This window comes from Oerskovia enterophila (assembly GCF_044748475.1).
GTDB lineage: Bacteria > Actinomycetota > Actinomycetes > Actinomycetales > Cellulomonadaceae > Oerskovia > Oerskovia enterophila.
Window position 1 is genome coordinate 1 of record NZ_JBIVFZ010000006.1, and the last position, 17,257, is coordinate 17,257.

At 74.5% G+C, this 17,257-nt stretch carries 15 protein-coding genes; 6 read left to right on the forward strand and 9 right to left on the reverse strand.

The features are described 5' to 3' along the window. Positions 1-326 precede the first annotated feature (326 nt). The 9 genes from lnt to ACIPWA_RS17320 all read right to left on the reverse strand — a co-directional run bounded on the left by lnt (position 327) and on the right by ACIPWA_RS17320 (position 11,732). On the reverse strand, positions 327-1,925 hold the full coding sequence (gene lnt, locus ACIPWA_RS17280) for an apolipoprotein N-acyltransferase (protein WP_400291797.1): 1,599 nt from the start codon (positions 1,923-1,925) through the stop codon (positions 327-329). 295 nt (positions 1,926-2,220) lie between these two features. Beyond that, a complete protein-coding gene (locus ACIPWA_RS17285) occupies positions 2,221-3,885 on the reverse strand; it encodes an amidohydrolase (protein ID WP_400291798.1) in 1,665 nt (554 codons plus the stop codon). A 74-nt stretch (positions 3,886-3,959) separates the two neighbouring features. Beyond that, on the reverse strand, positions 3,960-6,989 hold the full coding sequence (locus ACIPWA_RS17290) for a DEAD/DEAH box helicase (protein WP_400291799.1): 3,030 nt from the start codon (positions 6,987-6,989) through the stop codon (positions 3,960-3,962). 107 nt (positions 6,990-7,096) lie between these two features. Then, positions 7,097-8,251: a diacylglycerol/lipid kinase family protein gene (locus ACIPWA_RS17295; RefSeq protein ID WP_400291800.1), complete on the reverse strand. Its 1,155-nt coding sequence runs from the start codon at positions 8,249-8,251 to the stop codon at positions 7,097-7,099. Beyond that, positions 8,244-8,990, reverse strand: a complete 747-nt coding sequence (gene tatC / locus ACIPWA_RS17300; protein WP_056652289.1) for a twin-arginine translocase subunit TatC — start codon at positions 8,988-8,990, stop codon at positions 8,244-8,246. Before tatC ends, ACIPWA_RS17295 begins: the two co-directional genes overlap by 8 nt. A 36-nt stretch (positions 8,991-9,026) precedes the next feature. Beyond that, positions 9,027-9,224, reverse strand: a complete 198-nt coding sequence (gene tatA, locus ACIPWA_RS17305) for a Sec-independent protein translocase subunit TatA (protein WP_036571710.1) — start codon at positions 9,222-9,224, stop codon at positions 9,027-9,029. A gap of 46 nt (positions 9,225-9,270) precedes the next feature. Further along, on the reverse strand, positions 9,271-9,597 hold the full coding sequence (locus ACIPWA_RS17310; protein ID WP_056651892.1) for a hypothetical protein: 327 nt from the start codon (positions 9,595-9,597) through the stop codon (positions 9,271-9,273). Positions 9,598-9,607: 10 nt separating this feature from the next. Next, positions 9,608-10,627, reverse strand: a complete 1,020-nt coding sequence (locus ACIPWA_RS17315; RefSeq protein WP_056651890.1) for a helix-turn-helix transcriptional regulator — start codon at positions 10,625-10,627, stop codon at positions 9,608-9,610. After that, on the reverse strand, positions 10,620-11,732 hold the full coding sequence (locus ACIPWA_RS17320; RefSeq protein WP_400291801.1) for a helix-turn-helix transcriptional regulator: 1,113 nt from the start codon (positions 11,730-11,732) through the stop codon (positions 10,620-10,622). Before ACIPWA_RS17320 ends, ACIPWA_RS17315 begins: the two co-directional genes overlap by 8 nt. A 35-nt stretch (positions 11,733-11,767) precedes the next feature. Between ACIPWA_RS17320 and ACIPWA_RS17325 the strand changes: the two genes are divergently transcribed. From ACIPWA_RS17325 to ACIPWA_RS17350, 6 genes are read left to right on the forward strand one after another with little or no spacing between them, the layout of a single operon-like run. Next, positions 11,768-12,940: a DUF3866 family protein gene (locus ACIPWA_RS17325; RefSeq protein ID WP_400291802.1), complete on the forward strand. Its 1,173-nt coding sequence runs from the start codon at positions 11,768-11,770 to the stop codon at positions 12,938-12,940. Further along, complete coding sequence (locus tag ACIPWA_RS17330) at positions 12,937-13,719, forward strand: DUF4129 domain-containing protein (protein WP_400291803.1); 783 nt, start codon at positions 12,937-12,939, stop codon at positions 13,717-13,719. The genes ACIPWA_RS17325 and ACIPWA_RS17330 overlap by 4 nt, the downstream gene beginning before the upstream one ends. Further along, on the forward strand, positions 13,716-14,318 hold the full coding sequence (locus ACIPWA_RS17335) for a hypothetical protein (RefSeq protein ID WP_400291804.1): 603 nt from the start codon (positions 13,716-13,718) through the stop codon (positions 14,316-14,318). Before ACIPWA_RS17330 ends, ACIPWA_RS17335 begins: the two co-directional genes overlap by 4 nt. Next, a complete protein-coding gene (locus tag ACIPWA_RS17340; RefSeq protein WP_056651877.1) occupies positions 14,315-15,304 on the forward strand; it encodes an AAA family ATPase in 990 nt (329 codons plus the stop codon). Before ACIPWA_RS17335 ends, ACIPWA_RS17340 begins: the two co-directional genes overlap by 4 nt. Beyond that, the gene (locus ACIPWA_RS17345; protein WP_400291805.1) at positions 15,301-16,665 is read left to right on the forward strand and encodes a DUF58 domain-containing protein; all 1,365 of its coding nucleotides are present in this window, start codon (positions 15,301-15,303) and stop codon (positions 16,663-16,665) included. Before ACIPWA_RS17340 ends, ACIPWA_RS17345 begins: the two co-directional genes overlap by 4 nt. After that, a complete protein-coding gene (locus ACIPWA_RS17350) occupies positions 16,662-17,225 on the forward strand; it encodes a hypothetical protein (protein WP_400291806.1) in 564 nt (187 codons plus the stop codon). The genes ACIPWA_RS17345 and ACIPWA_RS17350 overlap by 4 nt, the downstream gene beginning before the upstream one ends. Positions 17,226-17,257 lie beyond the last annotated feature (32 nt).

A 17,257-nucleotide genomic window follows, 5' to 3' on the forward strand; every position in this document is an offset into this window, starting at 1 on the left:
GGGGGGGGCCGGGGGGGGGGGCCCCCCGGGGGGCGCCCCCCCGGGGGGGCCGGGGGGGGGGGGGGGGGGGGGGGCGGCCCCCGGGGGGGCCGGGGGGGGGGGGGGGCGCCGGGGGGGGGGGGGGGCCCGGGGCCCCCCCCGGGCCCACCTCTGACAACTGAGCGCTTCTGACGCTGTGCTCGTCACGGTCACCTTCGCGTGCGCTCCCAGTGCCCACCGCACCTCGTGCACGCGCTGCCTGCCCGACGACGTCACCGCCCCGGGCGCGTGCCGCCGTCGGGCACGGGCTTCCTCCCGCGGAGCAGCCCGACCGAACCGACGCGCACCTACCGGCGCGCGGTCTTCTTCGCCGCCGGTCGCTTGGCGCCGCCCTTGACGCTCGCTGCCGGAGCGCGCCGGACGTGGGCCGCGACTCCCGCGACCACGAGCAGGACCGTCAGTCCCCCGGCGATCCACCCGGGCCAGTAGCCCGCGCGCACGGCCGGGGTCAGGGAGTCACGCAGGGGAAGCGTGGCGATCAGCTGGTCGGGCGTGAAGAGCTCGGTGCTCTGCAGCAGGGCCCCGTTGGGGGCGATGATGCCGCTGACGCCGACCGTCGAGATCTGCACGGTCGCGCGACCGGTCTCGATGGCCCGCAGGCGCGACATGGCCAGCTGCTGGGTCGACTCGGCGCTGTACCCGAACGAGGCGTTGTTGGTCGGGACGACGAGGAGCTCGGCACCGGCGTTCACGGCGTCGCGGATCAGCTCCTCGTACGCCACCTCGAAGCAGATGACGTTGCCGAGCCGTACGGTACGCCCGAGCCGCTCCGAGGGCAGGTCGATCATGGCGACCTCGTCGCCCGCGATCATGTCGGTGCTCACCCGGTCGACCTGGTCGGAGAAGATCCGCACGAAGCTGCGCATCGGGATGTACTCGCCGAACGGGGCGGGGTGCTGCTTGGCGTACCGGTCGACGACCCCCTCGCCGGGAACCCAGAGCAGCGACACGTTGTACCGCCCGCCGGTCTCGGGGAACTCCTGGGCGCCCACGAGGATCGGTGCGCCGACGGCGCTCGCGGCTTCGTCGATGTCGGCGGCGACGTCGGGCGTGGTCTGGGGGTCCAGGTCGGAGCCGTTCTCCGGCCACAAGACCACGTCCAGCTCGCCGGGCTCGACCTCGTCGAGCAGCGCGAGGGTCCCGTCGACGTGGTTCTGCAGCACCACTCCACGGTTGGCGAAGGACCCGAGCCCTGGTTCGTCGACGTTGCCCTGGACGGCGCCGATCGCGAGCGTCCCGGTCTCGGCGCGCACGTCGAGCGGGACGACGAGCCCGACCCCCAGCAGCACGGCCGCGGTCGCGAGCGAGCACAAGGCCGGGAAGACCTTGAGGCGGCGCGACTCGAGCAGGAACACGGCCAGCAGGACACCGATCGCGGCCGTGAGCAGCGAGACGAGCAGTCCCCCTCCGAGCCAGGCCGTGCGCCCCAGCAGGGAGTCGACCTGGGAGAACGCGAGCCGGCCCCAGGGGAACCCACCGAAGGGGAACTCCGAGCGCCACTGCTCGACCGCGACCCACAGGACCGAGAACGTCACGACCTGCCAGGCCAGGTTCCGGCCGACGAACCCGATGCGTCGCACCCACGTCCACATCGCGCCCAGCAGCGCCAGGAACACCGACTCCAGGACGCTCAGGGCGAGCCACGGGACGGTGTCCGTCGCGATCTGCGCCCACTGGATGTGCGGGAGGAAGAAGGCCAGGCCCCAGACGAACCCGACCAGGGCGTTCCACCAGGCGCCGTCGCGGCGCAGGGCAAGGAAGAAGGCGGCGACGCCCACGAAGGCGAGGGGCCACCACCCGCGGTCGGGGAAGGCGGCGTTGGTCAGGAGGCCGCCACCGGCGGCGAGAAGGATCAGCAGCCAGCGGCTCGGCTCACGGGTCGACACCCGTGCAGACTACGCCACGCACCTGCAGGTCAGGCGGTGGATGTGGGCCGACCCGCGCGTCCTTCGGACCACGTCGCACCGCCACCGGTGAGGCCGTGTTGTCTACTGAACGCGCGGGTCGAGCCGATGCGCATCAGGGCGCACGGGGAGAACGGTGAGATGGTGGCTCGCTCCCCCGCGGCGCTGAAGGCCGGAACACGTCAACGAACTTACCGGTCCTCACGGTGGTGTCAATCCGAGCGGGCGCCTGCGGGACGGCGGACCGCCCCGCAGGCCCGCGAGGGCGTCGGAGGGCTCAGTCGAACGTGTCGAACAGCACGACGCCGTCGCGCACGGTCTGCAGGCACGTCGGGTCGGGGGCGCCGTCGGTCAGGTCCGGCAGCAGGGGGGTGCCGGAGCGCGCGTCGGTGCTCCACGAGGAGACCGTGGTGCCCGTGCCCTGCACCGCGAGGTGCTCGGCACGCCACACCGCGAGGTGGGCCGGGGACCCCACGCGCAGCTGACCCGCACCCGTGTGGTCCAGGCCGGCGATGCGCCAGCCGCCGCGGGTGTGCGCCCGGAACGCCGCCCGGGCGGAGATGCGCTGGTCGGGGTCCGCGTGGGACATGGCGGCACGGACGGCCGACCACGGGTCCAGGGGCGTCACCGGCGAGTCGGACCCGAACGCGAGCGGCACCCCGGCCCCCGCGAGGTCGGCGAACGGGGACAGGCCCGCGACGCGCGTGGGACCCAGCCGCGAGGAGTACATGCCGTCCGGGCCGCCCCACGCGGAGTCGAACACCGGCTGGATGCTCAACGACACCCCGAACAGCAGGAGCGTGGACAATGCGTTGGTGTCGACGAACAGGGCGTGCTCGACACGGTGCGCGGCCCGGCGGTGCGCCGCGGCCCCGTCCGCGTCGGCCGCCGCACGCAGCCCCACCAGGAACGCGTCCATGGCCCGGTCGCCGATGACGTGGAACCCGCCCTGGGTGCCGGCCGCGGCGACCGCGGACAGGTGCGCCGCGATCTGCTCGGCGCTCAGGTACTGGTTGCCGCGCCCGTCGGGACCGGCCTCCCCCGGTGCCCCCGTCAGGTCGGAGTACCGGTGCCGCAGGGCAGCGGTGCGCGAGCCGAGCGACCCGTCGACGTTCAGGTCGCCCGCGATGCCCGCGAGCCCGGGCAGGTCCGCGAGCAGCGCACGGGCGTCGTCGGGCGTGGTGCACAGCTCGCCGCGGTAGGCGACCAGGTGCGGCAGGGCGCCCGCCGGGTCGGCGGTGAGCGCCATGAGCTCGCGCAGCCCCTCCCGCGTGTCGATCGAGGGGGCGCTGTTCTCGTGCAGGGACACGACGCCCCGGCGCGCGGCCGCGTCCAGGGCCGTGCGGTACAGGGCCGTGCGACGCTCGGGGCTCAGGTCGCGCGCGGCGTCCCGGGCGCTGTGGTGCGCGTCCTCGGTGACCCACCCGGTCTCGGTCCACCCGCGCTGCCCCTCGAGCCCGGCCGCGCGGGCGAGGGAGGTCGAGACGACCGCGGAGTGCACGTCGACCCGGGCCGCGTACACGAGCGCTCCCCCGCAGGCCGCGTCGAGCTCTTCGCGCGTGGGCGCCCGGTGCTCGGGCCACTCCTGCTCGTCCCACCCGAACGCGAGCAGCACCTCGTCGGCCTGGGCCGCCGGACGCGCGGCGACCGCGGCGTGCAGGGCCTCGAGCGCGCCGGCCAGGGACGTGACACCGGCGCTCGCGGACAGGTCCACCCCGGCCAGGGCCAGGCCCGTCTCCAGGACGTGGACGTGGGAGTCGACGAACCCGGGCGCCACGAGGGCCCCGTCGAGGTCGATGACCCGGTCGGCGCGGGCGGCGAGCCCGGCGGCCGTGTCGTTCGCGCCGATCCAGGTGATCACCCCGCCGTCGACGAGCATCGCCTCGGCGAAGGGGTCGGTCGAGGAATGAATGACACCGTTGCGGTACAGGGTGGAGGCCACGAAACCACACGATAGGCCACCGGGCGCCCCTCGCGCCTCGTCGAGGGGCGCTCGCGGCCCGCGTGACGCCAAGGTCACACGCTCGAGTAGGCCACGACCCCTCGCCGGACGGCCTCGATCGCACGGATCGCGGTCTTGCGCATCGCGGGCGTGGGGGCCGCGGTCGCGAGCTGGTCGAGCACGTCGATGATCTGCTTGCACCAGCGCACGAAGTCGCCCGCGGCGAGCTCGGACCCGCGCAGGACGGCGTCGAGGCTGCGGCCGTTGGCCCACCGGTGGACCGCCGCGACGAGCCCCAGGTCGAGCGTGCCGCTCGCGTCGATGTGGTGCGCTTCCTCGAGGTCGTCGACCTCGGACCACACCACGACCGTGCCGTCGAGGGCGCGGGCGAGCTTGCCGTCGGGCCCGCCGGGGACGTAGGGCTCTCCCGGTTCCTCGCGGCGGGCGGAGAACACCAGGGTCGAGACGACCGCGGCGAGCCCGGCGGGGTCCAGCTCGTCCCAGACGCCGCGGCGCAGGCACTCGGCCAGGAGGAGGTCGTTCTCGGCGTAGAGCCGGCGCAGCCAGTTGCCCGCGTCGGTGACCTTGACCTCGGGGGCGGGCCGGCGCCCGGTCCCGGGGCGGGGCGCGACGGCCTGGTCCTGGCCGACGGCCCCGGTGTCCACCGTGCCGCCGGGGGCATCGCGGTCGAGGGGGCCCCCGCCCGCCGGGTGCGTGTCGACCTCGAGGTACCCGAGCCGGGTCAGGATGTCGCAGATGCGGTCGAAGACCCGGGCGATCGACCCGGTGCGCCCCTCGACGCGGCGGACCAGGGCGTCGTGCTCCTTCTTGAGCTTGGCCCACCGTTCGGCCCAGCGGGCGTGGTCCTCCCGCTCGGGGCAGTCGTGGCACGGGTGCGCGCGCAGGGCGGCCCGCAGGCGCGTGAGCTCCTTGTCGTCGGCCGCGGCGGACCGTACCCGCGGACCACCGCCGCGCGCCGGGGCACCGGGGACGTCGACGAACGCGCCGAGCGCGTTGCGCAGCGACGACGCGAGGTCGCGGCGGGCCGCGGGCACGCGCGGGTTGAACGTCTTGGGGATGCGGACCTTGCCGACCGTGCGGATGCCCGAGGGGGCGTCGGCGACCGTGAGCTTCTTGACCTGCTTGTCCTCGGTCAGGACCGTGGGGCGCGGGCCGTCGAACCCGCCGTCCTTGCCGGGGTCGAGGACCACGACGTAGCCGGCGCGGCGCCCCGAGGGCAGCTCGACGACGTCCCCGACGCGCAGGTTCTCGAAGTCCGCGACCACCTGGGCGCGGCGGGCCCGCTGCGCCGACTTCGACAGGTCCGCCTCGCGGGTCGCGATCGCACGCCGGAGCCGGGCGTACTCGGAGAAGTCCCCGCGGTCGCACGTCATGGCCTGGGCGTAGCCCTCGAGGGCCTCGGCGTGGGCCTGGGCCTGCTTGGCCAGTCCCACCACGCCGCGGTCGGCCTGGAACTGGGCGAACGACGTCTCCAGGACGTCGCGGGCGCGCTCGCGCCCGACCTGCGCCACGAGGTTGACGGCCATGTTGTAGGTGGGCCGGAACGAGGACTTGAGCGGGTACAGGCGCTTGGACGCCAGACCCGCGAGGGCCACGGGGTCCAGCCCCGGATGGTCGACGACGACGGCGTGCCCCTCGACGTCGATGCCCCGGCGCCCGGCACGCCCCGTGAGCTGGGTGTACTCCCCGGGGGTCATGTCGACGTGCGAGGTGCCGTCCCACTTGACGAGCTTCTCGAGCACGACCGAGCGGGCGGGCATGTTGATGCCCAGGGCCAGGGTCTCGGTCGCGAACACGACCTTGACCAGGCCGCGGCTGAACAGGTCCTCGACGATCTCCTTGAAGATGGGCAGCATCCCGGCGTGGTGGGCCGCGATGCCGCGCGCGAGGGACTCGCTCCAGGTCCAGTACCCCAGGACGTCGAGGTCCTCGGCGGGCAGGGTCGCGCTGCGCTCCTCGACCACGGCACGGATCTGCGCCTCCTGGGCGGGTGTGGTCAGGCGCAGGCCCGCGGCCAGGCACTGGGTCACCGCGGCCTCGCACCCGGCCCGCGAGAAGATGAAGAAGATCGCGGGCAGCAGCCCGTCGGCGTCCAGGGCGTCGACGACCGCGAACCGTGGCGGCGTCCGGCGCCCCGACCCCTCCCGGTGCCCGTAGCCGCCCGACCCGCCAGGACGCCCGCCCCGGCCACGGTATCCGCGGTCGCCGCGTCCCCCACCACGCCCCGGGTACCCGCCGTCGCGCGCCCCGCTGCGGAACGCCGCGAGCAGGTCCGGGTTGATGGGCGGGTTGACCCCGGGGTCCGTCGGGTCCACGTGCCCTGCGTACAGGTCGATCAGGTCGGCCCCCGTGCCCGGGCGCAGCGCCTCTCCCGGGGTGCGCGACCGGTCGCGCGAGCCCACCAGGACGTGCTGCCACAACGGGACCGGTCGGCGCTCGCTGACGATCACGGCGGTGTCGCCGCGGACCATCTCGAGCCAGTCGCCGAACTCCTCGGCGTTGGACACCGTCGCGGACAGGGACACGAGCTGGACGTCGTCGGAGAGGTGGATGATGACCTCTTCCCAGACGGGTCCGCGGAACCGGTCGGCGAGGTAGTGGACCTCGTCCATGACGACGAACGCGAGCCCGTCGAGGGCGCGCGAGCCCGCGTAAAGCATGTTGCGCAGGACCTCGGTCGTCATGACGACGATCGGGGCGTCTCCGTTGATCGACGTGTCGCCTGTCAGGAGCCCGACCTGGTCGGCGCCGTGGCGGCGCGCGAGGTCGGCGTACTTCTGGTTGGACAGGGCCTTGATGGGCGTGGTGTAGAAGGCCTTGCGCCCCCCCGCCAGGGCCAGGTGGACCGCGAACTCCCCCACGACGGTCTTGCCCGCACCCGTGGGTGCTGCCACGAGCACGCCACGCCCCTCCTCGAGGGCCTGGCAGGCGCGGACCTGGAAGTCGTCGAACGGGAAGCCGACGACCTCACGGAAGGCGGCGAGCTGGGTGCGGGAGGCTGCCTGGAGCGCGCGCGATGCCGCGTAGCGTTCCGCGGGGCTCTGGGTCTCGTCGGTCCCGGCGGAGCGGGGTGCTGCGGTCATGCCTCCACCCTACGGTCCGCCGGTGACGGGGCCGCGCCAGGCCCGCCGCTTGCGCTCGAGCGACGGCGGCCGTCCCCCGAGCCGGGCGTCCCGGCCTGGCGCCTCGGTCAGCCCGGCGTGATGGTGTGGTCGCGGGGGTCGAGGACCAGGAGTGCGCCGGGGAAGACCGTGACGCGCACGGGCAGGCGAGAGATCCGTTCCCCGTCCGCGAACGCGGGCGGGGGCGGGCCGCCGGCGTCGGTGGCCTCCAGGACGACCGAGCGTGCCTGGTAGAGGTCGACGGCCGGGTGGTGCACGTGCTTGCCGCGGTACATGCCCGGGAAGACGCGGGCCACGCCGAGGCGCGTCAGGGGGCCCGCGGTCACGAGGTCGAGCAGGCCGTCGTCGATCGAGGCGTCCGGGGCGACCCGGACGCCGCCGCCGAAGCGCGGCCCGTTGGCCACGGCGACCACGGTCCCGGGCGACTCCCACACGAAGGGGTGCGTGGCGTCGTCGGGCGTCCGGGGTGCGCCCTCCCCCAGGGTCGCCGGGCCCGACGGCGAGGGGTGCGCGGTCGAGGCGGCCGTGCTCCCGGCGGGGTCGCCGGCGCCCACGGCGTCCGAGGCGCCCGGCGCGCCGACGAGCTGTGCCGTGATGCGGTACCCGTAGGGGCGGAAGCGCGCGAGCTCGCTCGCGACGGCGCGCACGTACTTGGCGCTGCCGCGCGGCCAGGTCAGGGCGTTGGCGCGCGCGTTGACCGCGGCGTCGAGGCCCGCGGACAGGACGCCGCAGAACCAGCGCTCGCGCCCGGGCCGGGGGTCCAGGTGGGCGTCGAGAGGCTCGGCACGGGCCGCGTCCACCCGGCGCGTCCCGCCCGTGCCTGCCGCGCGGGCTCCCAGGGCGTCGAGGAGCAGGGTGACCGCCGCGTCGACGGCGTGCACGGGCAGCTCGAGGGCCGAGGCGAAGTCGTTGCCCGTCCCGGCCGCGACGATCCCGAGCGGGACCCCGGTCCCGGCGACCGCGTTGACGCCGAGGTGGACCATGCCGTCCCCGCCCACGACGACGAGCGCGTCGAGCGGGCCGCCCGTGCCGCGGCCCGCGACCGCGTCGCGGGCGTTCTCGAGCGCGAGGGGTGCGTTGGGGGCGCTGAGGTCCAGGACGTCGTGCCCGGCCTGACGCAGGAGCTCGATCGTGCGGGCGCCGTCGCCCCGGCCGCGCCCACGGTCGGCCGTCGGGTTGACGACGACTCCGAGGCGGGCCGGGCGCGGTGGTGCCTCAGGCACCGGCGAGTGCTGCGGCGTTGCGCTTGTCCGTGCTGCGGTCGCGCAGGAACGCGATCCCCACGGCACCGAAGTACAGCAGGCAGATCGGCAGGGCCACGAGGATCATCGTGAGCGCGTCCGGGGTGGGGGTCATGACGGCCGCGAACACGAACGCGATGAGCACCGCCCAGCGCCACCCGGCGAACAGGGCCGTGGCCCGCACGAGCCCCGCGAAGTTCAGGGCGACCAGGACCACGGGCAGCACGAACGCGAGCCCGAAGGCCAGGACGAGTCGCATCACGAAGCTCAGGTAGCCCTGGGCGTCGGTGAGGTTGGTCGCGCCCTCCGGGACGAAGCCCGCCAGGATGTCGACCGCGTGCGGCAGGACCCACCACGCGAGGAACGCCCCGCCGAGGAACAGGGGCACCGATGCCCCCAGGAAGCCCATGGCGTAGCGGCGTTCCTTCGACGTGAGCCCCGGGGTGATGAACGCCCACAGCTGGTACAGCCACCACGGGCAGGACACGATGACCCCGAGGAACAGGGAGACCTTGATCTTCATGTCGAGCGCGGTCGCCATGCCCGAGAAGTTCAGGTTGATGACCTTGCCCTGCTCCGCGGCAGCCTTCTCGAGCGGGGCCTGCAACGCGTCCAGGAGCGGCTGGTACAGGAACCACCCCAGGATCGCGCCCGCGACCAGTCCGCACGAGACCAGGAAGAGTCGCTTGCGGATCTCGAGCAGGTGCTCGCGCAGCGGCATGCGTCCTTCGGACGTCTTGGTCGAGCTGGACACGGGTCAGGCCTTGGGGGCGTCGTCATCCTTGACGGCAGGCTCCGCGGGCTTGTCGTCGTCGCGCAGGTCCTTGACCTCGCTCTTGAAGATCTTGAGCGACTGGCCGACGCTGCGGGCCAGGTCGGGAAGTCGCTTCGCCCCGAACAGGAGCAGGACGACGACGACAAGAACGATGATGTGCCAGGGCTTCAGCATGCCCATGAGATGGCTCCCTTGGAGTCGGACGCGAGTCTTGTTGTCGCAGATCCTACGCGTTGAATCGGCGCCAGCGGTCCCACGTCACTTTGTTGCGGGTCCTGCGCTGGGACCGGCGCTCGGCCCGCTCGGCGCGCAGCTCCTCCACGCGCTCGTGCAGCAGCACCGGGTCGTCGAACAGGGTGGGCGCGGTGCTGGGCTGCGCGGCCGCCACCGCGGCGGTCAGCTCGTCGGTGCGCCGGGCGAAGCGGTCCATGACCTGCGACGACTCCGACATCTGCCGCAGGAGCGCCTTGGCCTTGCGCCACAGGTCGCGCCCCAGGAAGAACGCGCCGACGAGCGTGCCGACGACCAGGACCGACCAGATGGTGAACCACATACCGACCAGCCTAGTTCGCGGACGGCACGCTCGGGGCCGGGTCGGGCCCCTCGTCGACCGCACCGCCGCCGACCGCGGACTCCCCGTACGCGGCCAGGGCGGCGCTCGCGGCCTGCGCGACGTCGTCGGCCACGGCCTGGGGCGTGACGGCCAGGACGTGGCGGGCGTGCTCGAGCAGCAGCCGGCGCAGCCACACGGGGTTCGTCACCCGCAACGACACCTCGAACGCGCCGCCGGGCAGGTTGCGGACCTTCTCCACCGGGACCTGCTCGGCGACCCAGCGTGCGGGGCTCGCGAACGTGATCGTGGCCAGGGGCGCGTCGCCCGTGGGCGTGAAGTCGACCTCTGTCGGCAGGTCGTGCTCGGCGGCGGGCACGTCGAGCTCGGTCGCGGCCAGGAGCCGGTCGAGGCGGAACGTGCGCTGACCCTGCGCGCGATAGCACCACGCGAGGAGGTACGACCAGGCGTCCTGGGTGTGCAGGGCCACGGGGTCGATCTCCCGCTCGGAGACCACGTCGGCGCTCGTCACGTACCGCACGCGCAACCGGTGCCGGTTCGCCAGGGCCGAGGACACGGCCGCCACGACCGCGGGGTCGCCGTCGGTGGGCAGGCGCACGTCCAGGGCCGCCGCGGCCTCGCCCGTCGCGCCGGTCAGCTTGTCCAGGACCGAGGCGACGACGTCGGAGCGCGCCCGGTCCGAGCGGACCGCGCCCGTCTCCCCCATCGCGCGCAGCGCTGCGATGAGCGCGACCGCCTCACGCGTGCCCAGGCGCAGGGGCCGCGTCATGCCGCGCGCCTCGGTCAGGCGCACCACGCCGCGCTCGAGCGAGTCGGCGTCGAAGTCGATCAGGTCGTCGGGCCAGTACCCGGGGGTGCCGGACACCCACAGGGCGTCGACGTCCTCCACGATCTGACGGGTCGTGACCCCGAACCGGGACGCGAGCTCCTCGACGGGCACACCGCCCGCCCCGTCCAGATAGCTGACGATGCCCAGCAGGCGCACCAGCCGGTCGTCCGCGCGCTCAGCCACGCTGCTCCTCGGTCGTCGTCGTGCTCGTCCCGTCCCGGTCGGTGGACCGGTCGGTCGGGGAAGGGGGCGGCTCGCCCGCCGCGGCTCCGGCACCCAGGTGCACAGCGGACCCCAGGCGCGCGGCGGCGCGCAACCGGCGCACGACGGCGTCGCGCAGCTCGGGCGGGCTCAGCACCACGACCGCGTCACCGTACCCCGCGATCTCGTCCGCGAACGTGTGCGCGTTCGTGTAGGCCACGTGCACGACGTCGCGCCCGTCCTGCCGGGGCCCCGCACCCTCGCCCGTACCGTCCCCGTCGCTGCGCCCCCGTGCGCGCAGCGCCTCGGCCCGCTCCGGCCCGATCGCCAGGCGCGCCTCGTGCTCGCTGCCCGCCCTCGCGCCCAGCAGCGCGTCGACGTCCACCCCCTCGGGGATGGTGAACGCCCCACCACGCCCCAGCAGGCGCACCCTGCCCTCGATCCGGCTCAACCGGTACGCCCGCGGCGCACGGCGCTCGCGGTCGAAGCCCAGCAGGTACCAACCGCCCCGGCGGGCCGCGATGCGCCACGGCTCGACCGTGCGCGTGAGCACCTCGCCCGTGGACGCCGCCCGGTACGTGAACGACACCGCGCGCAGCGCCTCGATCGCGTCGAGCAGCGGGCCGTACGCGTCGCCCACGGCCCGCACCCGAGGGGCCAGGCCCGCGACCGCGTCGTTCGCGATCTCCCCCGCCCCCGCCGCCCGCAGCTTCGTCAGCGCCCGGGAGATGTCGGTCCGCAGCGTCTTGTCCTGCCAGAACTGGGCCGCCAGCGACAGGACACCGAACTCGGCCGGGGTCAGGTCCACCGCGGGCAGCGCGTACGCGTCCTGGTCGATCCGGTACCCCACGTCGTCGCTGTGGCCCCCGGCGTCGACCGTCACGATGGGGATCCCCAGGTCTCGCAAGGAGTCCTTGTCGCGCTCGAACATGCGCTCGAACGCCTCGGGCGAGGGCGCGTCGGCATACCCCGCCACGCTCGTGCGGATCTGCTGCTTCGTCATCGACACGCTCGTGTTCACGAGGGCGATCACGAGGTTCAACAGCCTCGTCGCAGGGTTGACTGGTTGGCTCGTCTGATCAGGCATCGGCACCCACGCTAACGAACGGTAGCCTCACCCGTGTGATGACGTGGCGATCTGCAAGGGTGATGTCGCGCGGCCGAGGCTGGCAGGGCGCGCAGGAACTGACCGTCGAGCTCGACGAACCGCTGCCCGCGACCGCGGGACCGGGCGACCAGGAACGCCCCCGGACCGTGCGCGCGCTCGCCTACCCGCAGCTCGTGGGCGACCCCCAGGTCGGCGACCGCGTGCTCCTCAACGTCAGCGCCCTCGCCCGCGGGCTCGGCACCGGCGGGTACGCGCTCGTCGTCGCCCTGCCCGACGTGCTCCCCGCCGACCCGCCCGCAGGCCCCGGCCACCTCGTCAAGGCCCGCTACACCCCTCTGCAGGCCCTCGTCCTGGGCGTCGACGAGCAGGAGTCCCCCCACCACGACACCCTGCGCGACGCCGACGACCTCGCCGGCATGCCCGTCGTCGTGGCCGACCTGCACTCCGCGCTGCCCGCGATCGTCGCCGGAGCACGCCTCGCCGCAGCCCAGGACGGACGCCCCGCCCCCCGCATCGCCTACGTCATGACCGACGGCGGCGCCCTGCCCGCCGCGTTCTCCCGCACCGTCTCCGGACTCCGCGACGCCGGCTGGATCCACACCTGCCTCACCGTCGGACAGGCCTACGGAGGCGACCACGAAGCAGTCACCGTCCACACCGGCCTGCTCGCCGCCCGCCACGTCACCGGCGCCGACCTCACGATCGTCGCCCAGGGACCCGGCAACCTCGGCACCGGTACCCGATGGGGCTTCTCCGGCGTCGCCGCCGGCGAAGCCCTCAACGCCGCCGCCACCCTCGGCGCCCTGCCCGTCGCCTCCCTGCGCGTCTCCGGCGCCGACCCCCGCGACCGCCACCTCGGCATCTCCCACCACTCCCTGACCGCCTACGGACGCGTGGCGCTCGCGGCCGCCGACGTCGTCGTGCCCCGCCCCACCGCGGAGGTCGAAGCCCTCCCCGGGTGGGGACCGGCGCTCACCGCACGCATCACCGAGCAGGCCGCCCGGCTCGCCGCCCCCCACGGGCCGCACCGACTCACCCACGCCGACGTCGACACCGCGCTCCTCGACGCGCTCCGCGCCGCGCCCGTCGGCCTCTCCACCATGGGCCGGGGACTCGACGACGACCCCGCAGCCTTCCTCACCGCCGCAGCAGCCGGCCTCCACGCCGAGAGGAACCGACCCGCATGAGCGACCGGACACGACTGGGGGGTGTCGTCGTCCTGATCGCTCTCGTCCTGGTCGGCGCCGCCGCCGGGTCCCCCTGGAACTACGAACGCCCCGCATGGTTCCTGCCCCCCGACGACTCCGACGCCCCACCCCCCGAAGCCCCCGCCCCGGTCGACGGCCCCACCTACGTCGACACCCTGCCACCAGGCCTCGACGACCAAGCCGCCGGGACGACCATCGGCGACTACATGACCTACCTCGGCCTCGCCGTCGCCGCCGTCCTGATCGTCGTCATGATCCTCTACCTGCGCCGCCGCAGCAACGAACCCGACGAACCCGGCGAGGCCCACCACGACCACGTCGCCACAGGGGACGCCGTGACCGCCGGCCCCACCCCCGAGGTCCAGCTCCCCGCCCTCCGACGCGGCGTCACCCACGCACGCCACCTCCTCGACACCGCCCGCACCCCGCGCGACGCCGTCACCGCCGCCTGGATCGCCCTCGAGGACGCGACCGCCGACACCGGACACCGCAGGCACCCCGCCCAGACCCCCACCGAGTTCACCACCACCGTCCTCGACGCCACCCCCGCCGACCCCGACGCCGTCACGACCCTCCTCCGCCTCTACCAGCGGGCCCGCTTCACCGACCACCCCCTCACCGACCACGACGTCGAGACCGCACGCGACTGCCTCGAACAGCTCACCATCGCCTTCGCGCCACCCCCGGAACCCGCCGACGCCGACCCAGCGCAGCGCAGCACGGCACCGCACGGCACCGGACAGGCCGCGACCCCATGAGCCGACGACCCACCACCACCCGACGCCTCCTCCTCGAAGCAGCACTCGTCCTCACCGCAGGCACAGCCCTCGCCGTCATCGGGCTCGACATCCCCCACGCACTCGTCCTCACCGCCGGCGCCCTCGTCCCCCTCGCCCTCCACCGACGCGCACGACCCGGCACCGACCCCGAGCACCACGCCCTGCCCGACCGCAACCGCCACGGCGCCCGACGCGACCTCTCCGAGCTCACCTGGGCCATGCACGGCAACGACGGACGAGTCAGCGAACGCGCACACAAACGCGTCCTGGCGCTCGCGGCCACGGCTCTGGCCGACCGGGGGATCGACCTGCGCAGCACGGACCCGGCACAGCAGCGCGCGGCCGCGGACCTGCTCGGCCCCAAGGTCCACCAGCAGATGACGACCGACCCGCGCCCGCCGACCATGCCCGTCCTGCGGGCCTGGGTCACTGCGGTCGAAGGCGTGAGCGGCATCTCCGCGGGCCCCGGACGCGCGTCGGCCGAGCAGCGCCGCACGGCGGGTGGCCGAACGACCGACGGCTCGGACCACAGCACCAGCACCACCTCCATCACCACCACCGAGAGGCGAACCCGATGACGGACTCCCCTGCCCCCGCGCTCAGCGTCCCCGAGGTGGCCGCGCTCGGCCGCCGCATCCTCGACGAGGTCGGCACGGCCGTCGTCGGGATGCGGGACCCGCTCGAGCTCGCGCTCGCCACGATCCTCGCGGGTGGCCACGTGCTGTTCGAGGACGTGCCCGGGCTCGGCAAGACCCTCGCGGCCCGCAGCCTCGCCACGGCGCTCGGGCTCGACTTCGCCCGTCTCCAGTGCACGCCCGACCTCCTGCCCGCGGACATCACGGGGTCCTCGGTCTACGACCCGGCCACGACCGACTTCGTGTTCCGTCCCGGGCCGGTCTTCACGGGCCTCTTCCTGGCCGACGAGATCAACCGCACCGCGCCCAAGACGCAGTCCGCGCTGCTCGAGGCCATGGCCGAGCGCCAGGTGTCGATCGAGGGCAGCACCTACCCGCTGCAGCGTCCGTTCCACGTCCTCGCGACGTCCAACCCCGTCGAGTACGAGGGCACCTACCCGCTGCCCGAGGCGCAGCTCGACCGCTTCATGGTGCGGCTCGCGGTCGGGTACCCGGACCGCGACGAGGAGCGCGAGGTCCTGCGCCGCAGGCTCGACCGCCGGCAGGAGCAGGCCGAGGTCCGCCAGGTGGTCGACGCCGCCACGGTCCTCGCGATGCAGGCCGGGGTCGAGGCGACGGACGTCGACCCGGACGTGGTCACGTACTGCGTCGACCTCGTGGCCGCGACGCGCGCCGACACCCAGCTCGAGGTCGGCGCCTCGCCGCGCGGGTCGCAGACCCTCGTCCTGCTCGCGCGCGCCGTCGCGGCGCTCGACGGCCGCGACTACGTGCTCCCCGAGGACGTCAAGCGCGTGGCGGTCCCCGTGCTCGCGCACCGGCTCACGCTGACCCCCACGGCCTGGGCGTCGAACGCCCAGCCTCAGACCATCGTCCGGGCCATCCTCGACCGTGTCCCGGGCCCCGCGACGGTCGCCAGCGCAGCGCGATGACGGCACCCGCAGGGGGCGGAGAGCCGACGGGCTGGCTGCAGACGACGAGTCTCGCGGCCGGGGTCGTGCTCGGTCTCGCCCTGCTGATCACCGGTCTCGTCGCTGGCCGCGCCGACATCGCGGTCCTCGGGGCGCCCGCGCTGCTCAGCGCGGCATGGGCCTGGACCGCTCGTCCGCGAGGCGGGGCGGTCAGTGCGACGTTCGTCCCGGCGGAGGCGGGCGGGACCGGTCCGGGAGAGCTGCGCGCGCGGCTGCGCCTCGACGTGCCCGACGGCGCCGCTCCCGTCCGCCTGCGGGTCACCAGCCCGGGGAACGACGACGCAGACGTCACGGTCCTCGTGGACGGGACCAGGACGCTCGACCTCACGACGCACTCGGCCCGCACCGGCCCGCACCGGACGTTCCGCGTCGACCACGTCGCGGCAGGCGCCGAGGGCGGCTTCGAGTCGCGGCCCGACGACGTGCAGGCCCCCGGGATCCTCGTGCTGCCGACGGCCCAGCCGCTCGGTCGGCTCCCGTTGCCGCACCAGCTCGTCGGGCTCACCGGACCGCACACGACCCGGCGGCTCGGCGACGGCACCGAGCTGCGGGACGTCCACCCCTTCGCGCCGGGCGACCGGCTCCGGCGCATCGACTGGCGCGCGACGGCCCGGCGGTCCCCGGGCCTCGAGACCCTCTACGTGCGGCGTACCCAGGCGACCGCGGAGGCGACGGTCGTGCTCGTGCTCGACTCGCGCGACGAGGTCGGGCCGGACGTCACGACCTGGCGCGGGAACGGTCCGCTGCCCATGGACCGTGCGACGTCCCTCGACGTCGCACGCAACGCCGCGGCCTCGGTCGCGCAGGCCGCGCTCGACGGCGGAGACCGGGTCGGCTTCGAGGACCTCGGGTGGGTCCGACGCCCCCTGCCTCCCGCGGCCGGCAAGCGTCAGCTCCGCCGGATCGTCCACGCGCTCGCGCTCGCCCACCCCGTCGGAGACCCGGGCCGCCGCATGCGTCCCCCGCAGATCCCGGCGGGGGCGCTCGTGTACATGTTCTCGACGTTCCTCGACGACGAGAGCGCCTCGATCGCCCAGACCTGGCGCGGCACCGGTCATCCGGTGGTGGCGGTCGACATCCTGCCCACGGTCGAGGTCCCGCGGGGTGACCCCGGCGTCGCTCTCGCCTGGCGCATCACGCACATCGAGCGTGAGCAGCGCCTCAAGAGCCTGCGCCGGGAAGGGATCCTCGTGGTCAGATGGCTGCCACCGATCGGGGGCGACGACCCAGGAACGCCTGGTCGCTCGGCACGATCGGCGCGCACCGCGCTCGAGCTCGCAGCCCGCCAGCAACGACACGCCCAGCAAGGAACGTCCCGATGAGCGCACTCCGTCCGGTACGCCCGGCTCCTGCAGCCACCAGGCCCTCGACGGAGGTGGGCACCGGACCGACCGTGCCGGGGCCCGCGTTCCGTGCCGCGCTGTTCGGCGCCACGATCGTGTTCGGCACGCTGACCGCGCACAGCCTGCTCCCGTCGATGGCCGGCAGCGTGGCGATCGGTCTTGCGCTCGCGGCGGTGGTCACCCGGTTCCCCCGGCCCCCTGTCCCCCACGCGATCGTCCTCGCGGGAGGTGCCGCGCTCCTCGGCGCCTCGGCGGCGTTCGACCCGGTGGTGTTCGCCCTCCTCCCGCTGGTGCACCTGATGCTCCGGGCGTCCTGGTGGGTGGCTCGGGTCCCCTGGGCGGGCGCCGTCGAACGGACCGTGCTCGTGCTCGACCTGCGTCGCGCCGCCGCGATCCAGATGGTCTGCCAGGGGCTCGCGCTCGTCGCGCTCGCCGCCTCGGGCATCGAGGGTGAGGGGTTCCTGACCGTCGTGGCAGCGCTGGCGCTGTGTGCTCTCGCCGTCCTCGTGGTCCCGAGGACCTGGTGGCGTCGAGGGTGATCGCTGGACCTGCGAGCACACGGGTACCGGGC

Excerpts from the sequence above, each read along its gene's own strand:
- ACIPWA_RS17290 (WP_400291799.1), bottom strand. The coding sequence starts at position 6,989 with ATGACCGCAGCACCCCGCTCCGCCGGGACCGACGAGACCCAGAGCCCC.
- tatC (WP_056652289.1), bottom strand. The coding sequence starts at position 8,990 with ATGCCGCTGCGCGAGCACCTGCTCGAGATCCGCAAGCGACTCTTCCTG.
- tatA (WP_036571710.1), bottom strand. The coding sequence starts at position 9,224 with ATGGGCATGCTGAAGCCCTGGCACATCATCGTTCTTGTCGTCGTCGTC.
- ACIPWA_RS17310 (WP_056651892.1), bottom strand. The coding sequence starts at position 9,597 with ATGTGGTTCACCATCTGGTCGGTCCTGGTCGTCGGCACGCTCGTCGGC.
- ACIPWA_RS17320 (WP_400291801.1), bottom strand. The coding sequence starts at position 11,732 with ATGCCTGATCAGACGAGCCAACCAGTCAACCCTGCGACGAGGCTGTTG.
- ACIPWA_RS17330 (WP_400291803.1), top strand. The coding sequence starts at position 12,937 with ATGAGCGACCGGACACGACTGGGGGGTGTCGTCGTCCTGATCGCTCTC.
- ACIPWA_RS17335 (WP_400291804.1), top strand. The coding sequence starts at position 13,716 with ATGAGCCGACGACCCACCACCACCCGACGCCTCCTCCTCGAAGCAGCA.
- ACIPWA_RS17340 (WP_056651877.1), top strand. The coding sequence starts at position 14,315 with ATGACGGACTCCCCTGCCCCCGCGCTCAGCGTCCCCGAGGTGGCCGCG.
- ACIPWA_RS17345 (WP_400291805.1), top strand. The coding sequence starts at position 15,301 with ATGACGGCACCCGCAGGGGGCGGAGAGCCGACGGGCTGGCTGCAGACG.
- ACIPWA_RS17350 (WP_400291806.1), top strand. The coding sequence starts at position 16,662 with ATGAGCGCACTCCGTCCGGTACGCCCGGCTCCTGCAGCCACCAGGCCC.